The sequence below is a fragment of the Streptomyces sp. NBC_01275 genome (assembly GCF_026340655.1).
Classification (GTDB): Bacteria; Actinomycetota; Actinomycetes; order Streptomycetales; family Streptomycetaceae; genus Streptomyces.
In genome coordinates this window covers 3,650,642-3,666,804 of the sequence record NZ_JAPEOZ010000001.1, presented here as the reverse complement: position 1 = coordinate 3,666,804, position 16,163 = coordinate 3,650,642, and the positions used below count along the sequence as shown (strand labels likewise).

16 protein-coding genes, 1 tRNA gene, 2 pseudogenes and 1 riboswitch are annotated in these 16,163 nt (G+C 69.5%); of the genes and pseudogenes, 12 read left to right on the top strand and 7 right to left on the bottom strand.

Features of this window, described 5'->3' with window-relative positions; genetic code table 11:
* The first annotated feature begins 106 nt into the window (after positions 1 to 106).
* A complete protein-coding gene (locus tag OG562_RS16070) occupies positions 107 to 859 on the top strand; it encodes an MBL fold metallo-hydrolase (RefSeq protein ID WP_266397984.1) in 753 nt (250 codons plus the stop codon).
* A gap of 131 nt (positions 860 to 990) precedes the next feature.
* Here the strand turns inward: OG562_RS16070 and OG562_RS16065 are convergent, their stop codons facing one another.
* Together OG562_RS16065 and OG562_RS16060 are read right to left on the bottom strand one after the other, a co-directional pair.
* The gene (locus OG562_RS16065) at positions 991 to 2,241 is read right to left on the bottom strand and encodes a PTS transporter subunit EIIC (RefSeq protein ID WP_266397983.1); all 1,251 of its coding nucleotides are present in this window, start codon (positions 2,239 to 2,241) and stop codon (positions 991 to 993) included.
* 167 nt (positions 2,242 to 2,408) lie between these two features.
* Entirely contained in the window at positions 2,409 to 3,695 is a 1,287-nt protein-coding gene (locus OG562_RS16060) for a PTS transporter subunit EIIC (protein ID WP_266397980.1), read from the bottom strand.
* 181 nt (positions 3,696 to 3,876) lie between these two features.
* Between OG562_RS16060 and OG562_RS16055 the strand changes: the two genes are divergently transcribed.
* The 4 genes from OG562_RS16055 to rdgB all read left to right on the top strand — a co-directional run bounded on the left by OG562_RS16055 (position 3,877) and on the right by rdgB (position 6,238).
* Positions 3,877 to 4,110, top strand: coding sequence for a glucose PTS transporter subunit EIIB (locus OG562_RS16055; RefSeq protein WP_037888512.1), 234 nt, complete (start codon positions 3,877 to 3,879; stop codon positions 4,108 to 4,110).
* Between the two features lie 105 nt (positions 4,111 to 4,215).
* Positions 4,216 to 4,953, top strand: a complete 738-nt coding sequence (rph, locus tag OG562_RS16050) for a ribonuclease PH (protein ID WP_266397975.1) — start codon at positions 4,216 to 4,218, stop codon at positions 4,951 to 4,953.
* Positions 4,954 to 5,160: 207 nt separating this feature from the next.
* The gene (locus OG562_RS16045; protein WP_266409290.1) at positions 5,161 to 5,595 is read left to right on the top strand and encodes a hypothetical protein; all 435 of its coding nucleotides are present in this window, start codon (positions 5,161 to 5,163) and stop codon (positions 5,593 to 5,595) included.
* Between the two features lie 40 nt (positions 5,596 to 5,635).
* Entirely contained in the window at positions 5,636 to 6,238 is a 603-nt protein-coding gene (gene rdgB / locus OG562_RS16040) for an RdgB/HAM1 family non-canonical purine NTP pyrophosphatase (protein ID WP_266397972.1), read from the top strand.
* A 45-nt stretch (positions 6,239 to 6,283) separates the two neighbouring features.
* Here rdgB and OG562_RS16035 read toward each other — a convergent pair.
* From OG562_RS16035 to bcp, 4 genes and pseudogenes are all read right to left on the bottom strand, one after another.
* A tRNA-Leu gene (locus OG562_RS16035) sits at positions 6,284 to 6,366 on the bottom strand.
* A 34-nt stretch (positions 6,367 to 6,400) separates the two neighbouring features.
* Positions 6,401 to 6,802: an HNH endonuclease signature motif containing protein gene (locus tag OG562_RS16030; protein WP_323187517.1), complete on the bottom strand. Its 402-nt coding sequence runs from the start codon at positions 6,800 to 6,802 to the stop codon at positions 6,401 to 6,403.
* Positions 6,803 to 6,897: 95 nt separating this feature from the next.
* Positions 6,898 to 7,538, bottom strand: a pseudogene (locus OG562_RS16025) (HNH endonuclease signature motif containing protein).
* 140 nt (positions 7,539 to 7,678) lie between these two features.
* Positions 7,679 to 8,146, bottom strand: a complete 468-nt coding sequence (gene bcp, locus OG562_RS16020) for a thioredoxin-dependent thiol peroxidase (RefSeq protein ID WP_266397969.1) — start codon at positions 8,144 to 8,146, stop codon at positions 7,679 to 7,681.
* Positions 8,147 to 8,261: 115 nt separating this feature from the next.
* On the opposite strand from bcp, the gene OG562_RS16015 reads away from it, so the two are divergent.
* From OG562_RS16015 to OG562_RS16005, 3 genes and pseudogenes are all read left to right on the top strand, one after another.
* The gene (locus OG562_RS16015; protein WP_266397967.1) at positions 8,262 to 8,591 is read left to right on the top strand and encodes a DUF3618 domain-containing protein; all 330 of its coding nucleotides are present in this window, start codon (positions 8,262 to 8,264) and stop codon (positions 8,589 to 8,591) included.
* A 100-nt stretch (positions 8,592 to 8,691) separates the two neighbouring features.
* Complete coding sequence (locus OG562_RS16010; RefSeq protein ID WP_266409289.1) at positions 8,692 to 8,994, top strand: co-chaperone GroES; 303 nt, start codon at positions 8,692 to 8,694, stop codon at positions 8,992 to 8,994.
* 64 nt (positions 8,995 to 9,058) lie between these two features.
* A riboswitch (guanidine-III (ykkC-III) riboswitch) is annotated at positions 9,059 to 9,131 on the top strand.
* A 43-nt stretch (positions 9,132 to 9,174) separates the two neighbouring features.
* Positions 9,175 to 9,526, top strand: a pseudogene (locus tag OG562_RS16005) (multidrug efflux SMR transporter).
* Here the strand turns inward: OG562_RS16005 and OG562_RS16000 are convergent.
* Complete coding sequence (locus tag OG562_RS16000; RefSeq protein ID WP_266409288.1) at positions 9,520 to 11,877, bottom strand: transglycosylase domain-containing protein; 2,358 nt, start codon at positions 11,875 to 11,877, stop codon at positions 9,520 to 9,522. The pseudogene OG562_RS16005 and the gene OG562_RS16000 overlap by 7 nt on opposite strands.
* 666 nt (positions 11,878 to 12,543) lie before the next feature.
* On the opposite strand from OG562_RS16000, the gene OG562_RS15995 reads away from it, so the two are divergent.
* The 4 genes from OG562_RS15995 (at position 12,544) to OG562_RS15980 (ending at position 16,131) form a co-directional block, all read left to right on the top strand.
* Positions 12,544 to 13,344, top strand: coding sequence for an ABC-2 family transporter protein (locus OG562_RS15995; protein ID WP_266397965.1), 801 nt, complete (start codon positions 12,544 to 12,546; stop codon positions 13,342 to 13,344).
* A gap of 121 nt (positions 13,345 to 13,465) precedes the next feature.
* A complete protein-coding gene (locus tag OG562_RS15990) occupies positions 13,466 to 14,230 on the top strand; it encodes an ABC transporter permease (protein WP_266409287.1) in 765 nt (254 codons plus the stop codon).
* Between the two features lie 59 nt (positions 14,231 to 14,289).
* Positions 14,290 to 15,372, top strand: a complete 1,083-nt coding sequence (locus tag OG562_RS15985) for an ATP-binding cassette domain-containing protein (RefSeq protein ID WP_266397963.1) — start codon at positions 14,290 to 14,292, stop codon at positions 15,370 to 15,372.
* Between the two features lie 9 nt (positions 15,373 to 15,381).
* A complete protein-coding gene (locus OG562_RS15980; RefSeq protein ID WP_266397961.1) occupies positions 15,382 to 16,131 on the top strand; it encodes a DUF1707 domain-containing protein in 750 nt (249 codons plus the stop codon).
* Positions 16,132 to 16,163: the final 32 nt, after the last annotated feature.

Sequence of the window (16,163 nt, the reverse complement as noted above, 5' to 3'; positions counted from 1 at the left end):
CCCCTGCCGCCCGTTTCACGATCTTTCGTTCCACGATCCTCTCCGGGTCCCCTCCGGATCCCTTCCCGGTATTTCTCGCTTTCCCGCCAGCGGAGGTTTCTGTTCCATGAAGCTCACCGTCGTCGGCTGCTCGGGGTCGTTCCCGTCCGCGGAATCGGCCTGCTCGAGCTACCTCGTCGAGGCCGACGGCTTCCGGCTGCTGCTCGACATGGGCAACGGCGCCCTGGGCGAGCTGCAGCGCCACTGCGGTCTCTACGACCTCGACGCGATCTTCCTGAGCCATCTGCACGCCGACCACTGCATCGACATGTGCGCGTACTTCGTGGCGCGCTACTACCGGCACGACGGCGGCCGCTGCGACCCGATCCCGGTCTACGGCCCCGAGGGCACGGAACACCGCCTCACCACGGCCTACGCCGACACCCCGTCGGCCTCCTCCATGAGCGAGGTCTTCGACTTCCACACCGTCAAGCCCTCCACCTTCGACATCGGCCCGTTCACGGTGCACACCGAGCGCGTGGCCCACCCCGTCGAGGCGTACGGCATCCGCGTCGAGCACGGCGGCAGATCGCTCACCTACTCCGGCGACACCGGCGTCAGCCCCGTGCTGGAGGAACTCGCTCGCGACACCGACCTGTTCCTGTGCGAGGCCGCCTTCACGCACGGCAAGGAGAACATCCCCGACCTCCACCTCAACGGCCGCGAGGCGGGCGAGGCGGCGGCCAGGGCGGGCGCACGCAAGCTCGTGCTGACCCACATCCCCCCGTGGACCGACCCCCAGGTCAACCTGGCCGACGCCCGCACGGCGTTCGACGGCCCGGTGGAACTGGCGGCGCCGAGAGCGACGTACGAGATCTAGACCGCACGACGGCTGCGGCCGGACCGCACGAGATGCAGGCCGTACGAGGTTCAGGCGTACGGCACAGGAAAGGCCCCCGGGGTTTCCGGGGGCCTTCCTCGTGCTCGGGGTGTGACCGGGCGCGGTGTGGGCTATGCCTTCGTGAGGTCCTCGAGCTCCTCCTCGGGCTCGCGGCCCGGGGTGGGGAGGTCGAACTTGGCGATGGCGAAGCGGAAGACGGTGTAGTAGATCGCGGCGAAGACCAGGCCGATGGGGATGATCAGCCAGGGCTTGGTGGCCAGGTTCCAGTTCAGCGCGTAGTCGATGAAGCCCGCGGAGAAGGTGAATCCGGCGTGCACGCCGAGGGCCCAGGTGATCGCCATGGACAGGGCGGTCAGCACCGCGTGGATCGCGTAGAGCACCGGGGCGATGAACATGAACGAGAACTCGATGGGCTCGGTGACGCCGGTGACGAAGGAGGTCAGGGCGAGCGAGATCATCATGCCCAGGACGGCCTTGCGGCGCTCGGGGCGGGCGGAGTGCGCGATGGCCAGGGCGGCGGCCGGGAGGCCGAACATCATGATGGGGAAGAAGCCGGACATGAACTGACCGGCGGTCGGGTCGCCCGCGAAGAAGCGGTTGAGGTCGCCGTGGACGACGTCGCCGGCCGAGTTGGTGAAGTCGCCTATCTGGAACCAGGAGACGGTGTTCACGAACTGGTGCATGCCGACCGGGATCAGCGCGCGGTTGATGAGACCGAACAGAGCAGCGCCGAACGCGCCGAGACCGGTGATCCACTCGCCGAAGTTCGAGATGCCCTCGCCGATCGGCTCCCAGATCAGGCCGAAGAAGACGCCCATGAGCGTGCCGACGAACGCCATGATGATCGGCACGAGCCGGCGGCCGTTGAAGAAGCCGAGCCAGTCGACCAGCCGGGTGCGGTGGAAGCGCTGCCAGATCACGGCGCTCAGCAGACCCATCACGATGCCGCCGAGGACACCGGGGTTGTTGTAGGTCGCCGCGAGGTCCGCGCCCGTCTGGACCTTCGCCTCGGTGACCGGGAACGCCTTGAGCACGTTGCTGTAGACCAGGAAGCCGACCAGGGCGGCCAGCGCGGTGGAGCCGTCCGACTTCTTGGCGAAGCCGATCGCGACGCCGATACAGAAGAGCAGGGGCAGGTTGTCGAAGATCGCGCCGCCGGCCGTGGCGAACACCGCCGTGACCTTGTCGGGCAGGTTCAGCTTGTCGTGGACGTCCTGCTGGCCGAAGCGGAGCAGCAGGCCCGCCGCAGGCAGCACGGCGATGGGCAGCTGAAGGCTGCGGCCGACCTTCTGCAGACCCTGGAACAGGCCGGATCCCCACTTCTTCGCGGGGGCCGCCGTAGGCGCGGTGGCGGTGCTCATAGACTTCCTCCATCGGGTGGTGGTCTACACCACTCAGTGGTGTAGACCTGTTGTACACGATGGAGCCGATATAAGGAACCCGTCAAAATCGCAACCGGAGCGCTACGCGCCGTGCCGGATCTTGAGGGTGGGAGACGGGCCCGAACCCGGCCCGAAGCGGGAGCGGTTCAGGCCTTGGTGACGTCCTCGTGCTCGCCCTCCGGCTCGCGCCCCGGAGTCTTCAGATCGAACCTGGTGATCGCGAAGCGGAACACGACGTAGTAGACGGCGGCGAAGCACAGCCCGATCGGGACGATCGCCCAGGGGCGCGTCGCGAGGTTCCAGTTGATGACGTAGTCGATGAGCCCGGCGGAGAAGCTGAAGCCGTCGTGCACCCCGAGCCCCCAGGTCACCGCCATCGAGACGCCGGTCAACAGCGCGTGCACCGCGTACAGCAGGGGCGCGACGAACAGGAACGAGTACTCGATCGGCTCGGTGATGCCGGTGACGAACGACGTCAGCGCCACCGACGTCATCAGCCCGCCCACCTCCTTGCGGCGGCTCGGCCGGGCGCAGTGGGTGATGGCGAGCGCGGCCGCGGGCAGCGCGAACATCATGATCGGGAAGAAGCCCGACGTGAACTGCCCCGCGCTCGGGTCGCCCGCCAGGAACATGTTGATGTCGCCGTGCACCACGGTCCCGTCCGGCTTGGTGTAGCTGCCGAACTGGAACCAGATGGGCACGTTCAGGAACTGGTGCAGGCCGATGACCAGCAGTGCGCGGTTGGCGACGCCGAAGACGCCCGCGCCCCAGGAGCCCGCGTCGCTCAGCCAGTCGCTGAAGCTCTCCAGTCCGTCGCCGATCGGCGGCCAGATCCACAGGCACAGGGCCGCGAAGGCGATCGCCGCGAACGCCATGATGATCGGCACGAGTCGGCGGCCGTTGAAGAAGCCGAGCCAGTCGACCAGCTTGGTGCGGTGGTAGCGGGCCCAGAAGAACGCGGCCATCAGACCGATGACGATGCCGCCGAAGACCCCCGGGTTCTCGTAGGTGAACGCCGTCACCGTCCCGTCCGTCACCACACAGCCCGTGGCGACCGGCTTCGAGCCCTCCGCGCAGTCGTCGGGGAACTGGCGCAGCACGTTGAAGTAGACGAGGAAGCCCGCGACGGCCGCGAGCGCGGTGGACCCGTCGGCCTTCTTCGCCATGCCGATCGCGACGCCCACGCAGAACAGCAGGGGGAGACCGAGCGAGCCGTCGAGCAGCGCACCGCCCGCGCCCACCATCACCTTGGAGACGTCCGTCCACCCCAGCCCGTCGTCCCCGAACACGTCCGGCTGGCCGAGCCGGGTGAGGATGCCGGCGGCCGGCAGGACGGCGATCGGGAGCTGCAGACTGCGACCCATCTTCTGCAGGCCCTGGAACGCGGTGTTCCAGCGCCGGCGTGCGGGGCTGATCCCGAGCTCGGCACTCATGGTTTGGCGACCGCCTGTCAGGTGGTGTAGACCAGCTACGACGATGTGTTGCCGTGACGTCATCTTTCGTTACATGCAACGCAATCGCTAGCGAAGTTGGTCCAACTGTGGGTTACTGCGACAGAGCGGTTCATATCGGGGCTCGCGTCGGTTCGCAGCAGGGATTTCAGGGAGACGGAACATGGCCAGCAAGGCTGAGAAGATCGTCGCCGGGCTCGGTGGCATCGACAACATCGAAGAGATCGAGGGCTGCATCACCCGCCTGCGCACCGAGGTCTCCGACCCCTCGCTGGTCGACGACTCCGCCCTGAAGGCCGCCGGCGCCCACGGCGTCGTCAAGATGGGCACCGCCATCCAGGTCGTCATCGGCACGGACGCCGACCCGATCGCGGCGGAGATCGAAGACATGATGTGAGCGACGCGAGGTGAGCCCCGCGCCCCCTGGCCGGGCGCTCACTCTTCAGGGGCCCTTTCCGGCGCGGGAGGGGCCCCTTCCGCAGGTGACGCTAGGCTCAGCGCCATGTCACGCATCGACGGCCGAACCCCCGAACAGCTCCGCCCCGTCACCATCGAACGAGGCTGGAGCAAGCACGCCGAGGGCTCCGTCCTCGTCTCCTTCGGCGACACGAAGGTCTTCTGCACCGCCTCCGTCACCGAGGGCGTCCCTCGCTGGCGCAAGGGCAGCGGCGAGGGCTGGGTCACCGCGGAGTACTCCATGCTGCCCCGCGCCACCAACACCCGCGGCGACCGCGAGTCCGTACGCGGCAAGATCGGCGGCCGCACCCACGAGATCTCCCGCCTCATCGGCCGCTCCCTGCGCGCGGTGATCGACTACAAGGCGCTGGGCGAGAACACCATCGTCCTGGACTGCGACGTCCTGCAGGCCGACGGCGGCACCCGCACGGCCGCCATCACCGGCGCGTACGTCGCCCTCGCCGACGCGATCACCTGGGCCCAGGGCAGGAAGCTGATCAGGGCCGGCCGCCAGCCGCTCACCGGCACGGTGTCCGCGGTGTCGGTGGGCATCGTGGGCGGAGTCCCCCTGCTCGACCTCTGCTACGAGGAGGACGTCCGCGCCGAGACCGACATGAACGTCGTCTGCACCGGCGACGGCCGCTTCGTCGAGGTCCAGGGCACCGCCGAGGCCGAGCCGTTCGCCCGCGAGGAGCTCAACTCCCTGCTGGACCTGGCGGTTTCCGGCTGCACGGAACTCGCTGTGCTACAGCGCACGGCACTTGATACGGTCCTGGAAAAGTAAAGAGCACGCCAAGGGCGGCGCCGTGCGGGGGCAACCCCGCCGCCGTTCGCGGCGTCTTGGGCAGTAACGCAGTGCGTCGAGGCGGCACATCGGCACCGTGCACCAGCACAGTGCCGGCACGGAGCGCATCGACGCGGTGCATCGACGGGGTGCATCGACGGGGGGCCTCCTGGGGCCTGACGAGGGAGGAACACAGTCATGGCCGAGATGGCCGAGCACGTGCCCGTGAGCCGACGCCAGGGCCGAGGTCGGGGCCGAGGCCGCCGCAGCGCCGTCGCGGCGGCGGTCGCAGCCGTCGCGCTGACCGTGGGGCTGACCGCCACCGGCTGCGACGCCGTCAACAAGGCGCTGGACTGCGTGCAGACCGCCGACGCGATCGCCGACAGCGTCACCGACCTCCAGCAGGCCGTGGAGAACGCGGCGAACGACCCGACGCAGACGCAGGAGTCGCTCACCTCCATCGAGAACAACCTCGACAAGATCGGCGACAAGACCGACAACGCCGACGTCAACAAGGCGGTCGACGACCTCCAGAAAGCCGTCTCCAACGTCCGCAAGGCCGTCGACAACGGCGACAACACCCCCGACCTCAGCCCGGTCACGGACGCGGCGGGCGAACTGACGAAGGTCTGCACGCCGTAACGGGCTCCGGGAGGAATGTGGGGATGGGGATACTGGGCGCATGACCCGCCTGATCCTCGCCACCCGTAACGCCGGAAAGATCACCGAACTGAGGTCGATCCTCGCCGACGCAGGTCTGCCCCACGACCTCGTCGGCGCGGACGCCTACCCCGACGTCCCCGACGTCAAGGAAACCGGCGTGACGTTCGCCGAGAACGCCCTGCTGAAGGCCCACGCCCTCGCCCAGGCCACCGGCCTCCCGGCGGTCGCCGACGACTCGGGCCTCTGCGTCGACGTCCTCAACGGCGCCCCGGGCATCTTCTCGGCCCGCTGGTCCGGCGCCCACGGCGACGACAGGGCCAACCTGGACCTCCTCCTGGCCCAACTGTCCGACATCGCCGACGAACACCGCGGCGCGCACTTCGCCTGCGCCGCGGCCCTGGCCCTCCCGGACGGCACGGAACGCGTGGTCGAGGGCCGCCTCACGGGCGTACTCCGCCACACCCCCACCGGCACGAACGGCTTCGGCTACGACCCGATCCTCCAGCCGGAGGGCGAGACACGGACCTGCGCGGAGTTGTCGGCGGCGGAGAAGAACGCGATCAGTCACCGGGGGAAGGCGTTTCGGGGATTGGTGCCGGTGGTGCGGGAGCTGCTGGGCTGAGCCAACGGAAAAGCCCCGCACCTTTGAATCCAAGGTGCGGGGCTGTGCGGCCGGTGGGATTCGAACCCACACGGGTTTTCACCCAAGGGCTCCTAAGGCCCTCGCGTATGCCATTTCGCCACGACCGCGCAGCCGACATGCTACCGGTCGCGCGGGGCTCGGTTACGCGGACTTTCGCGCTCCTCCTCGACACCACGTACTCGTGATCGCGTGACAGTTGGGGCACAGCAACCGCAGGTTCTCCTGCCGGTCGTCGCTCCAGTCCCCGTTGATGTGATCGACCTCCAGGGTCATGGGCTTGCCGAGCCACTCGGGGCCGATCTGGCAGCCTGCGCACTGCTCCGGTCGGCCCACCTCCATGAGCGCCCGACGCAGGAGATGGGTTCTCGTCCGGCGACTGCCGTCGTGCTGGACCAGGATGTCCGCAGCGCACCGGAACGGCACAGTGCCCGGCCCTCCCCGCTGGTGTGCTTGGCCCAAGAAGTGGGAGGTGTCGAGCCCCTCCTCCTCGACCCAATGGCGGAGCAGGGTGCGCAGCTTGCTGTTGTAGGGCTCCATTCCCATAGCGCGGAGCGCACCCGCGATGGAAGTCGCCTCCTCGACCGCGCGGCGCAAATCCTCGGCGGCCGGCCTGGCAGGTACCGTCCTCGCACCCCTGCTCATGACGCGCGCCCCTTGCCGCGTCCACGGTAACTATCGGTTGTCGAATGGCAGTTGGGACACAGGAACCGCAGGTTCTCCATACGGTTGTCGCGCCAGTTGCCATCGATGTGATCGACCTCCAGCGGCAGTGGATGTCCTTGCCATGCTGCTTCGATCCCACACAGACCGCACTGTTCCAGTACGCCGACGGCGGTCATCGCCCACTTCAGGCGATCGCTCGGGATGCGCCGGGCGGCTCCGCGAGGCTGCTCGACGAGCAGCCCCTCAGGTGTCCGAGGACGCCACGGTTTACCGCGCCGGGTCGGCCCCTGAAAATGCGACGTGTCGATCCCGTACGCCTTGACCGGCGGCTGATGTGCGTGTGGTGGCCGCCGACGACCTCAAGTCCGAGATGCCGCAACACCTCGCACATGTTCGTCGAGGCGGCCGCCGCCGACTCCAGGACCTCCCTCGTCCACTTCACCCCCTCCCGCTCGAAGTGCGACGTATCCACCCCGAGCTTCCTCATTCGCTCCCGGACATAGCCCCGCGTCGAACTCCCCGGTTCCACTCCGAGCCTCCCCAACGCCTCCGACAACGTCCGAGCGCCCCGAGCCGCCTCCTCCAGTCGTTCCCTGGTGTATGCGCTCGCCCCCATCGAAACCCCCTCCGTTCCCCGGCCGCCCGTTCGCAGCCCGTACGGAGTAACGAACCGCTTATCGGACAGTCACGCCCGAAACGTAAAGCGGTCCACGTCGGGGCACTCCGACGTGGACCGTCAGCCGGCGGAGACGGGTTTCAGATCCCCAGGTCCTTGATGATCTTCGCTACGTGGCCCGTCGCGCGGACGTTGTACAGGGCCCGTTCGACCTTGCCCTCCTCGTCCACGACGATCGTGGAGCGGATGACGCCCAGGTACGTCTTGCCGTAGTTCTTCTTCTCGCCGAAGGCGCCGTACGCGTCGAGGACCTTCTTGTCGGGGTCCGCGAGGAGGGTCACCTTCAGGGACTCCTTGTCGCGGAACTTGCCCAGCTTCTCGGGGCTGTCCGGGGAGATGCCCAGGACGTCGTACCCGGCGCCGGTCAGCAGTTCCAGATTGTCGGTGAAGTCGCAGGCCTGCTTCGTGCAGCCGGGGGTGAGGGCCGCGGGGTAGAAGTAGACGATGACCTTGCGGCCTTTGTGGTCCGACAGGGACACCTCGTTGCCGTCGGCGTCGGGGAGGGTGAAGGCGGGGGCCACGTCCCCGGGCTCGAGTCGCTCGCTCATCGGTCCAGCGTAACCGGGGGTCCTGACAGTGCGGGCGCGGCTGGAGCTGACAGACTGTCCAGAACAGGCATCAGCAACCCAGCAACAGGCATCAGCTGACTTCGGAGGCCGTACCGTGGCGGAGACGTCGGACACCAGAACCCCGGCGCAGATCGAGGCGGACATCAGGGCCCGCCGAAACGTGCTGGCGGAGACCTTGGACGAGATCGGGGTGCGGGTGCATCCCAAGACCATCGTCGGGGACGCCAAGGCCAAGGTCGTCGCCAATGTCGACCACACGCTCGGCAAGGCCTACGTCCAGGTCAACCGGGTCGTCAGCGATGTGAGGGCGCAGTTCGTGGACGAGGAGGGCGCGCCCCGCCTGGAGCGGATCGTGCCGGTGGCGCTGGTCGCCGTAGGGCTGGTCGGGCTCCTCGCGTTCGGCGCGCGGCGGCGCAAGAGCTGACCCGGCGGATCTCTCGCGGGGCTGAGACAGGTAGGTTCGAGGCGTGAGCGGTAACAGAAGCGACCACAGCGCCCCCCAGCACGACAAGCTGCCCATCCGGATGCTGCACGACCGCGTGCTCGTGCGGCAGGAGACCGGCGAGGGCGAGCGGCGCTCCGGCGGCGGCATCCTGATCCCCGCCACGGCGGCCGTGGGCCGGCGTCTGGCGTGGGCGGCGGTCGTCGCCGTGGGGCAGAACGTACGGACCGTGGAGCCGGGCGACCGGGTGCTGTACGACCCGGAGGACCGCGCCGAGGTGGAGGTGCGGGGCGTCGCCTACGTGCTGATGCGCGAGCGCGACCTGCACGCCGTCGCCGCGGACCGCTTCGAGGGCTCGGAGGACACGACGGGCCTGTACCTGTAGTTCAGCGCAGTAAAAGGGGCTGGTGACCGTTGTCACCAGCCCCTTTCTCCTGCCCACCTGTTTTCCTGCTCTTTGCTACGTTGGTGAGGAACCCGACGAGACGCGCCGTACCGGGACGCAGGCAAAGACGACTCAACGCCGTCAGTCCACGTCTTGAGTTCCCGTCCCGGAGGTGCCGTCATGGCCTGGGTTCTGCTTCTTCTCGCCGGTCTGCTCGAGGTCGGCTGGTCCATCGGCCTGCTGTGTTGAACTGGGGGACACCCCCAGACCCCCGTACACCCACGGATTCACCCGGCTCGTCCCCAGTCTGCTCACCGGCGGCGGCATCGTCGCCAGCATGCTGCTGCTGTCGCAGGCGGCCCGCACCCTGCCCATCGGCACCGCGTACGGCGTGTGGGTGGGCGTCGGGGCGGCCGGGGCGGCGGTGTACGGCATGGCGGCGCTGGGGGAGCCGGCGACCGCCGCCCGGATCTTCTTCGTGTGTCTGCTGCTGGTCGCCGTGGTGGGGCTCAAGGCGACCTCGGGTCACTGACCTGTGGCTCTGCGGCTGGTGAGCTGGGGTCCTGTGCTGGTGCCGGTGGTCGTGCCCGTCGTACCGCCCGTGGTGCCCGAGCTCGTGGTGCCGTCGGTCGTCGTCCCTCCGTCGGTGGCGCCGCCGTCGGTGGTGGTGCCGGTGGTGGTGCCGCCGTCCGTGGTGGTGCCGCCGTCGGTGGTGGTGGTGCCGGTGGTGGTGCCGCCGTCCGTGGTCGTCGTGCCGCCCGTGGTGGTCGTGCCGCCGGTGGCGCCCCCGTCGGTCGTGCCGCCCTGGGTCTGTCCCTGGGTCTGGCCCTGGTCGGCGTCGCCGGTCGTGGCGTCGTCGCTGGGGGCGTCGCTGGTTTCGTCGTCGGCGGGGGCGGAGGGGTACGCGGACTCCTCGGCGCCGTCCTGGAGCTGGAGGCTGAAGTCGTTCGCCGGGGTGCCCTTCAGGGCGTTCTCGGTGAACTGGGCCCAGATCTCGGTGGGCGCGCCGCCTCCGTTGATGCGGGGCAGGCCCATCACGCCGTTGAGGGACTTGTGGGCGGCCGTCACCGGGTCCTGGCCCATCACCGCGACGACCGTGGCGAGGTCGGGGGTGTAGCCGGCGAACCAGGCCGCCGTGTCCTCCTCGGCGGTGCCGGTCTTGCCGGCGGCGGGGCGGCCCGCGGCCTGGGCGGCGGTGGCGGTGCCGTTCTCGACGACGCTCTGCAGGACGGAGGTCGTGGTGTCGGCGGACTCGCGGCTGACGACCTGGGAGGCCTTGCGCTCGGGCAGGTCGACGACGTCGGCGCCGTCCTTGGTGACCTTGTCGACCAGGGTGTACACGCCGTGCCGGCCGTGGTTGGCGAGGGTGGCGTAGGCCTCCGCCATGTCCAGGACGCTGGCGGTGGCCGTGCCCAGCGCGATGGAGGGGTAGGGCTGGAGGTCGGGGGTGTCGGTGGGCAGGCCGAGCTCGATCGCGGTCTGCTTGACCTTCGTGGGGCCGACGTCGACGGCCATCTGCGCGTACACCGAGTTCACCGACTTGTCGGTGGCGGTGCGCACGCTGATGTCGCCGTAGTTGACGCTGTCCTCGTTCTCGGGGGCGTACGCGCCGCCGCTCCAGCCCTGCACGGGACGCCTGTTGGTGCCGTCGTAGATCGTGTTCGGGGTGATCAGCCGGCCGTCATTGGTCTCGGAGTCGTTCTCGACGGCCGAGGTGAAGACGAACGGCTTGAAGGTGGAGCCGACCTGGAAGTCCTGGCGGGTGGCGTTGTTCGTGTACTGCTTGACGTAGTCGATGCCGCCGTACATCGCGAGGACTTTGCCGGTCTTCGGGTCGACGGCCGCGCCGCCCGCGCGGACGTAGGTGTCGACCTTGCGGTTCTTCTTGTCGAGCTTGTCCATCAGCTTGTCGTTGACGGCGTCGACGAAGGCGTCCTGCTTCTTCTTCTCCAGGCTGGTGGTGATGCGGTAGCCGCCGGCCTCCAGCTCGTCGGAGGTGACGATCTTGTTGTCCTTGAGGTAGTCCTTGATCGCCTGGACGATGTAGCCGCGCTGTCCGGACATCCCGGTGTCGGCGCCGGACGTCTCCTTCGGCGTCGGGAACTTCATGCCGGTGCGCTTGGCCTCGCTCAGCCAGCCCTTGGTGACCATGCCGTCGAGGACGTAGTTCCAGCGGGCCTCGGCGGCCGACTTGTTCTCGGGGTGGGCGATCACGTCGTACTCGCTGGGCGCGTTGAGCAGTGCGGCGAGGTAGGCGCCCTGGGCGGGGGTGAGTTCGGCGGCGTCGACGCCGTAGTAGGCCTGGGCGGCGGCCTGCATGCCGTAGGCGTTGCGGCCGAAGTAGCTGGTGTTGAGGTAGCCCTCGAGGATCTGGTCCTTGGACTCGGTGTGGTCCAGCTTGATCGAGATGAAGAACTCCTTCACCTTGCGCGTGACCGTCTGCTCCTGCGCGAGGTAGTAGTTCTTCACGTACTGCTGGGTGATCGTGGAGCCGGACTGCTTGCCCTTGCCGGTGGCGGTGTTCCAGCCGGCGCGGAGCATAGCCTTGGGGTCGATGGCGGACTCGGAGTAGAAGTCGCGGTCCTCGGCGGCCAGTACGGCGTGCTGGGCGTCCTTGGAGATCTGGGCGAGGGTGACGTTCTCCCGGTTGACCTCGCCGTCGCGGGCGATCTCGGTGCCGTCGGCGTAGAGGTAGACGTTGCTCTGCTTGGTGGCGAGCGCGTTGGCCGGCGGGATCTCGACCATGGAGTAGCCGAGGAAGAACAGGCCGGCGAGGACCGCGACGCCGAAGACGAAGGCGCCGAGCACCATCCGCCAGGTGGGCAGCAGTCGTCGCAAGCCCGTGCGCTTGGGCCGCTTGCCCTTCTTGCCGCCCTCCGCCATACCGCTCTCCTCCTGGCCGCCCACCCGCGGGCCGCTTGCCTCCGGGCGGTTGCGCTCCGGGCTGCCGGCCTCCGGGCTGCCGGCCTCCTGGCCCCTGTGCCCCGGGCCGCTGTGCCCCGGGCCGTTCGTCTCCTGGCCGTTCGCCTTCGCGCCGCTCGTCTCCCGGCCGCTTTGCTCGGGGCCGTTCGCCTCCCGGCGGTTCTCCTGCTGGCTGCTCGCCTCTCGGCTGCTCGCCTCCGGGCCGCCTGAATCCCGGCTGCTCGCCTCCCGGCTGCTCGCTTCCGGGCTGCTCGCCTCTCGGCCGCTGTCGTCCGTGCCGCCTGCCTCGGGGGGGTTGCCGCTCTCCTCGGGCTTGCCGCCTTCCTCGGGCTCTGTGGCTGCCGGGCCCTTGGTCGGCTGCTGCGGCTGCGGCTCGTCACTCATGTGTTGCTCGGACTCCTGATTCGCGTCGTACGTTCCCGTACGGCCTCATACACCTCAAACGCCTTCTGCGCCCCCTGATGAAGACTCTCGCACCAAGCGTTCCGTTCCCGACAATCGGCGCGCGTTCCGTCACACGTCGTGCCCGGAAAACGGTTGGCACCCGACGGCGGCGCAGGACTAGGCTCCTGCGCTTCGGTGTCTAAAGGCGGATCGGGCGTCGCAGAGGCGGAGAGGACGGTTGCCGTGGGTTCGGCGCGGTTGTACGCGGCCGTCGCAGCGGGGGGTTTCAGAAGGTACGCGACCTATCGGGCGGCCACGGCCGCGGGGGTGTTCACCAACACCGTTTTCGGCCTGATCCTCGTCTACACATATCTGGCGTTGTGGGACGAGCGGCCCCAGCTCGGGGGCTACGACCAGGCGCAGGCCGTCACCTATGTGTGGCTGGGGCAGGCGCTGTACGCGACGCTGGCGATCCAGGGCGGCGGTTTCGAGGCCGACCTCATGGAGCGCATCCGCACGGGCGAGGTCGCCGTGGACCTGTACCGGCCGGCCGACCTCCAACTGTGGTGGCTGGCGACGGACTTGGGCCGGGCGCTGTTCCAGCTGCTGGGCCGCGGGGTGATCCCCTTCGCCTTCGGCGTGCTGTTCTTCCCCACTGCGCTGCCCGACGATCCACTGACCTGGCTGGCCTGTCTCACGGCGGTCCTGCTGGCGATGGTCGTCAGCTTCGGGATCCGCTATCTGGCGGCGCTGAGCGCGTTCTGGCTGCTGGACGGCACCGGTGTGCTCCAGACGCTGATGGTCACCGGGATCTTCTGCTCGGGGATGACCCTGCCGCTGAACGTCTTCCCGGGCGCGCTCGGCGAGATCGTCCGCGCGCTGCCCTGGTCGGCGCTGCTCCAGATGCCCGCGGACGTGCTGATGGGGAAGGCGGACCCGTTGCCGACGTTCGCCTTCCAGGCCGGGTGGGCGGTGGCGCTGCTGGCGGCGGGCCGGCTGCTGCAGTCGGCCGCGACGCGCCGGGTGGTGGTCCAGGGTGGCTGAGCACGGCTGCGACCAGGTGACCGCGTACGGCCCTGCCCGGGTGACCGAGTGCGGCGACGGCCGCGTGACCGCATACGGCCGGGCGGCGGAGGGGCTGCGCGCCTACGGACTCATCGCCGGGATGTGGATCCGCTCCACCATGGCCTACCGGGTCTCCTTCGCGATCACCGCGTTCGGCGCGCTGCTGGTGACCGGGCTGGACTTTGTCGCGATCTTGCTGATGTTCTCGCGGGTCGACGCGCTCGGCGGCTACGCGCTGCCCGAGGTGGCCCTGCTCTACGGCCTGTCCGCGACCGCCTTCGGCCTGGCCGACCTGGCGATCGGCTCGATGGACCGGCTGGGCCGACGGCTGCGCGACGGCACCCTGGACGTTCTCCTGGTGCGTCCCGCGCCGGTGCTCGCGCAGATGGCCGCGGACCGGTTCGCGCTGCGCCGCCTCGGCAGGATCACCCAGGGCGCGCTGGTGCTCGGGTACGCGCTGGCGAACGTGGACGTCGACTGGACCGTGCCCAAGCTGTTGTTGCTGCCGGTGACGGTGGTCAGCGGCGGGGCGATCTTCGGCGCGGTGTTCGTGGCGGGCGCGGCCTTCCAGTTCGTGGCGCAGGACTCGGCGGAGGCGCAGTCCGCGTTCACGTACGGCGGGCAGACGCTGTTGCAGTATCCGCCGACCGTGTTCGGCAAGGAGCTGGTGCGGGGGGTGACCTTCGTGCTGCCGCTGGCGTTCGTCAACTGGGTGCCCGCGGCCTATGTGTTGGGGCGGCCGTATCCGCTGGGCCTGCCCGAGTGGACGGCTTTCGCGCCGCCGTTGGTGGCGGTGGCGAGCTGTGCGCTGGCCGGGCTGGCGTGGCGGGCGGGACTGCGGTCGTATCGGAGCACGGGGAGTTGAAGGAGTCGGGGACGGCCATGGAGAGGGAGCCGGGGACGGCCACGGAGAGGGGGCCAGGGATGGCCGCGGAGGCGGAGCCGGGGACGGCCGGGGAGTCGGAGTCGGCGTTCATCGAACTCGACCGCGTCGAGAAGGTCTTCGACGTGCGCAGGAAGACCGGTTTCCTGAAGCGGGAGCGGCGGCAGGTGCGGGCGGTCGACTCGATCTCCTTCCGGGTGGCGCGCGGCGAGATGGTCGGCTACATCGGGCCGAACGGAGCCGGGAAGTCGACGACGATCAAGATGCTGACCGGGATCCTGGTGCCGAGCGGCGGCCGGCTGCGGGTGGCGGGCATCGACCCGTCCCGGGAGCGGACCCGGCTGGCGCACCGGATCGGGGTGGTGTTCGGGCAGCGTACGACGCTGTGGTGGGACCTTCCTCTCATCGACTCCTACCGGCTGATGCACCGCATGTACCGCATCCCGGACGCCCGTTACCGCGAGAACCTCGACCGCCTGGTCGAACTCCTCGACCTGTCCTCCCTGTTGGACGTGCCCGTACGGCAGCTCTCGCTCGGTCAGCGGATGCGCGGGGACATCACGGCGGCCCTGCTGCACGACCCCGAGGTGCTCTACCTCGACGAGCCGACGATCGGCCTGGACGTCGTCTCCAAGGCCCGGGTGCGGGAGTTCCTGCGCGAGCTGAACGCCGAGCGCGGCACGACGGTCCTGCTGACCACCCACGACCTCCAGGACATCGAACAGCTCTGCTCCCGGGTGATGGTCATCGACCACGGGCGACTCGTCTACGACGGGGGTCTCGCCGGACTGCACGAGGCGGGCGAAGGGGAGCGGACCCTGGTGGTGGACCTGGAGCGGGAGCTGCCGCCGATCGAGGCGGGCCCGGCGGCCCGGGTGGTCAAGGTGGACGGGCCCCGGCAGTGGCTGGCGTTCCCGGCGTCGGCGTCGGCGGCCCCGCTGGTGGCGCGGATCGCCGCGGAGTACCCGCTGCTCGACCTGTCGGTGCGCGAGCCGGACATCGAGGCGGTGATCGCGAGGATGCTGTCCGCCATGGGCGACGGCTCACGGGCCTCCGGCAGCTCCGACGCCCCCGTGCCGCCGCCCGGACGGGAGACCGTAGTGCCCGGCGGCCAGAGCTCGTAGGCTGCTGATATGACCGACGACGCAGTCCCGGACCTCCGCGCCTCCGACGCCGATCGCGAGCGGGTCGCCGAGGTCCTGCGGGACGCCCTCGCGGAGGGCCGCCTCGACATGACGGAGTTCGAGGAGCGGCTGGACCAGACGTACCGGGCGCGCACGTACGGCGAGTTGACGCCCATCACCCGGGACCTGCCGGTCGCGGGCGTCACCCCGCCGCCTTCGGTGTCGCCCGCGCTGTCCCTGCGCAAGGACCCGCAGCCGGACGGGAGTTGGGCCGGGCGGATCGTGGGCGGCGAGGGCTCGTCGTCCTGGGCCGTGGCCGTGATGTCCGGCTTCCAGCGCAAGGGCCGCTGGACGGTGCCCCGGCGCTTCACCTGCTTCGCCTTCTGGGGCGGCGGCGAGATCGATCTGCGCGAGGCGAACTTCGCGGCGGGCGAGGTCGAGATCAACTGCATCGCGATCATGGGCGGGATGCAGATCGTCGTACCGCCGGGCGTCGAGGTCGTCGTACGCGGCATCGGCGTCATGGGCGGCTTCGACCACAGTGAGTCGGGCGTCCCGGCGGACCCGGGCGGTCCGCGGGTGATCGTCACCGGGTTCGCCTTCTGGGGCGGGGTCGGCGTCGAACGCAAGCAGACCCGGGAGGCGCGCCGCCGCCAGAAGGACCAGGAGAAGCAGCAGAAACTGGAGCGCAAGGCGGCACGGCGCGAACTGGACGGGCACGCCCCGAGTCCCCTGCCTGATCCGAACGACGGGTCCTGAACGACGGGTCCTGAACGACGGGTCCTAGACGT

Coding starts and splice junctions, on each gene's coding strand:
- OG562_RS15985 (WP_266397963.1), top strand. CDS start 14,290: ATGGCCGCGGAGGCGGAGCCGGGGACGGCCGGGGAGTCGGAGTCGGCG.
- OG562_RS16065 (WP_266397983.1), bottom strand. CDS start 2,241: ATGAGCACCGCCACCGCGCCTACGGCGGCCCCCGCGAAGAAGTGGGGA.
- rdgB (WP_266397972.1), top strand. CDS start 5,636: ATGACCCGCCTGATCCTCGCCACCCGTAACGCCGGAAAGATCACCGAA.
- OG562_RS16045 (WP_266409290.1), top strand. CDS start 5,161: ATGGCCGAGCACGTGCCCGTGAGCCGACGCCAGGGCCGAGGTCGGGGC.
- OG562_RS16055 (WP_037888512.1), top strand. CDS start 3,877: ATGGCCAGCAAGGCTGAGAAGATCGTCGCCGGGCTCGGTGGCATCGAC.
- OG562_RS15990 (WP_266409287.1), top strand. CDS start 13,466: ATGTGGATCCGCTCCACCATGGCCTACCGGGTCTCCTTCGCGATCACC.
- bcp (WP_266397969.1), bottom strand. CDS start 8,146: ATGAGCGAGCGACTCGAGCCCGGGGACGTGGCCCCCGCCTTCACCCTC.
- rph (WP_266397975.1), top strand. CDS start 4,216: ATGTCACGCATCGACGGCCGAACCCCCGAACAGCTCCGCCCCGTCACC.
- OG562_RS16010 (WP_266409289.1), top strand. CDS start 8,692: ATGCTGCACGACCGCGTGCTCGTGCGGCAGGAGACCGGCGAGGGCGAG.
- OG562_RS16000 (WP_266409288.1), bottom strand. CDS start 11,877: ATGGCGGAGGGCGGCAAGAAGGGCAAGCGGCCCAAGCGCACGGGCTTG.
- OG562_RS15980 (WP_266397961.1), top strand. CDS start 15,382: ATGACCGACGACGCAGTCCCGGACCTCCGCGCCTCCGACGCCGATCGC.
- OG562_RS16030 (WP_323187517.1), bottom strand. CDS start 6,802: ATGGGAATGGAGCCCTACAACAGCAAGCTGCGCACCCTGCTCCGCCAT.
- OG562_RS16060 (WP_266397980.1), bottom strand. CDS start 3,695: ATGAGTGCCGAGCTCGGGATCAGCCCCGCACGCCGGCGCTGGAACACC.
- OG562_RS16070 (WP_266397984.1), top strand. CDS start 107: ATGAAGCTCACCGTCGTCGGCTGCTCGGGGTCGTTCCCGTCCGCGGAA.